Raw genomic sequence first — 2480 nt, forward strand, 5'->3', positions numbered from 1 at the left:
CCGCCCCACGTGCGCCCGCACCTTCTCGGAKTCTCGGCCCACCGACGCGCCGGCTCCATTGAGGTGCCCGCCTCCTGCGCGCCCGGTCCCGGGACCGGACGCACCACGGCTGCGCGGGCCCGCGACCGCCTTTCCCACCCCCTTCCTCGTGCTGTCGCGCCGACGGGCTCGCATGCAGCGCACCGCGCCGGCCGCTCCCCGAGTGACAGGTCGTCCTCCTTCCTATAGGGTCGCTTGTGCGTGATGCATTGTCGCGCTAGTTACAAGCTCTAACGGCCAGTGAGCCGGACAAGCAGAGTCCGGGAGGACTGGCGGGAAGGTTTCCCAAGATGATCGCTACCGAAGGCGACCTGCATGTTGTTCTCGGCGCCGGGCCGGCCGGCACCACGCTCGCCGGGGAACTGGCCCGCCGCGGCCACCAGGTGCACCTCGTCGACCGCTCCGGCACCGGCCCCGCCCCCGACGGCGTGACCCGTCTGCGCGGCGATGTCGGCACCGTCGAAGGAGCCCGGGCCGTCCTCAAGGGCGCAGCGGTGGTCTACCACTGCGTCAACGTCGCCTACCACCTCCAGGTCGACGTGATGCCCGGCATCCAGGACGCCGTCCTTGGAGCCGTCGAGGCCGAGGGGGCCCGCCTGGTCGTCCTGGACACCGTCTACCCGTACGGCGAGACGCACGGCGAGGTCATGACCGAGGACACCCCGTGGCGGGCCACCACCGCCAAGGGGAGGATGCGGGCCGCCCTGGACGAGAAGTATCTGGCCGCGCACCGGCAGGGCCGCGCCAGTGTGGTGCTGGGCCGCTCAGCCGACTTCGTCGGCCCGGGCGTCCTCAACTCGACCCTCGGCGGTGCCGTCTTCCCCGGGGCCCTGACCGGTGGCGAAGTGGCCGCTCTGGGCGACATCGACCTGCCGCACAGCTACACCGACATCCGCAGCGTCGCCGCGGGGCTTGCCACCCTCGGGGAGAACCCGCACGGTGACGGCCGCGTCTGGCACCTGCCCACCGCTCCCGCCCGCACCACCCGCGAGGTCTTCGAGGTGCTGGAAAGGCTGCTCGGGAAGCCCCTGCGCCTCACCGTGAAGAGCGAGCCCGAACCGTTCGGCCCCTTCGACCAGACGTTCATGGACTCCTACGCCGAGCTGTTCTACCAGCACACCGAACCGCAGATCATGGACTCCACCGCGATGCAGAACGCCTTCGGCGTCGAGCCCATCGCCCTGGACACCACCCTCGACGACACCCTCGCCTGGTACCGCGACTTCCTCGCCGAGCGGCACTGATGTCTCGCCGACCGGAACGGTGACGGCACGGCCGGGGGGCCTCCGGAGACGCTGACCCGCGAGAGGTGGCAGGCGCTGATCCGCGAGCGGCTGCCGGAGGCGCTCGGTCCGGGCCGGCCGGTACGCCAGGCGCTCCGGGTGGGTGGGGAGCGGGCAAGCCCCCCGGACCCGGCCGCCGGTCAGTGGGTCAGTGAGTCAGTGGATCATTGGGTCAGCAGATCATCCAGTTCGGCCGCGAAGAGCAACGCGGGATCGAATGCCATCCCGGCGAAGTGGCCGGCGACTTCCAGGGACAGGACGCCGTGCAGCCGCGTCCAGAAGATGAGGGCCCGGTGGAGGACCGTGGACGGTGCGGGGTGGTCCTCGGCCCAGGGCCGGTGGCTTTCGAGGTGCGTGTCGAACGCCGTCGCGGGGCCTTCCGGGGCGCGGGCTGCGAAGGCGTCGAGCAGAACCGTCATGATCTGCGAGGCGATGCCGGTGACGTCGTCGGGAGCGCGGTAGCCGGGGATGGGCGTGCCGTAGACGAGCAGGTACCGGTGGGGGTCCTCCAGGGCCCAGTGGCGTAGGGCGTGCGCCAGCGCGGTCACGTCGGCGCCGGCTTCGGAGGCGGCGCGGATGGTGTCGGCGAGGCTCTGATACGCGTCCCTGACGAGTTCGGTGATCAGTTCGTCGCGGCCGGCGTAGTACCGGTAGAGCGCCGGTCCGCTCATGCCCATCTGCTTGGCGATGGCGTTGAGGGAGACCGCGGACGCTCCGGCCGTGGCGATCTGCTCCCAGGCACGTTCTTTGATTTCTCCGCGAACCTGTGCGCGGTACCGCTCGCGGGGGGTCTGCGTACCCGTGTCCGGCATCGGCGTGCACCTTTCCGCGCTCTCAACGGCCTCAACGGTATCCGTCAGTTACAAGCTATCACGAAGACTATGCCCCCTTTGGGTGGTCGTACCGCTATCCCACGCCCTCCGCTGCGCCCCCACCCGCGCCGCAGGACAGCGGGGCGGGCGCCGACGTCCGCACGGCGTCGGGCCGGGCGGGGTGTGGCACGGAACCGCAGGAAGAGCCTCGACGTCATGGCAGGGACATGGTCGGTCAGCGGTACGCGGCGCCGACCGGCAGCGGGTGCGGGAAACACGGACGCGAGGGAGTCGCCAGGGTGGGCGCGGTCAGGGGCGGCGGAAGCGGTGGCGGGCGTACCGCGGG

The 2480-nt window shown here is 71.3% G+C and carries 2 protein-coding genes; one reads left to right on the top strand and one right to left on the bottom strand.

What is annotated here, in order from left to right; genetic code table 11:
* The first annotated feature begins 329 nt into the window (after positions 1-329).
* On the top strand, positions 330-1283 hold the full coding sequence (locus AB8Z75_RS33945) for an NAD-dependent epimerase/dehydratase family protein (RefSeq protein WP_369208837.1): 954 nt from the start codon (positions 330-332) through the stop codon (positions 1281-1283).
* 203 nt (positions 1284-1486) lie between these two features.
* Here the strand turns inward: AB8Z75_RS33945 and AB8Z75_RS33950 are convergent, their stop codons facing one another.
* On the bottom strand, positions 1487-2134 hold the full coding sequence (locus AB8Z75_RS33950; protein WP_369208839.1) for a TetR/AcrR family transcriptional regulator: 648 nt from the start codon (positions 2132-2134) through the stop codon (positions 1487-1489).
* Positions 2135-2480 lie beyond the last annotated feature (346 nt).

Source organism: Streptomyces sp. PU-14G (assembly GCF_041028275.1).
Classification (GTDB): Bacteria; Actinomycetota; Actinomycetes; order Streptomycetales; family Streptomycetaceae; genus Streptomyces.

Bases quoted from the DNA above. Each gene is read 5' to 3' on its own strand.
- AB8Z75_RS33945 (WP_369208837.1), top strand. From the start codon at position 330: ATGATCGCTACCGAAGGCGACCTGCATGTTGTTCTCGGCGCCGGGCCG.
- AB8Z75_RS33950 (WP_369208839.1), bottom strand. From the start codon at position 2,134: ATGCCGGACACGGGTACGCAGACCCCCCGCGAGCGGTACCGCGCACAG.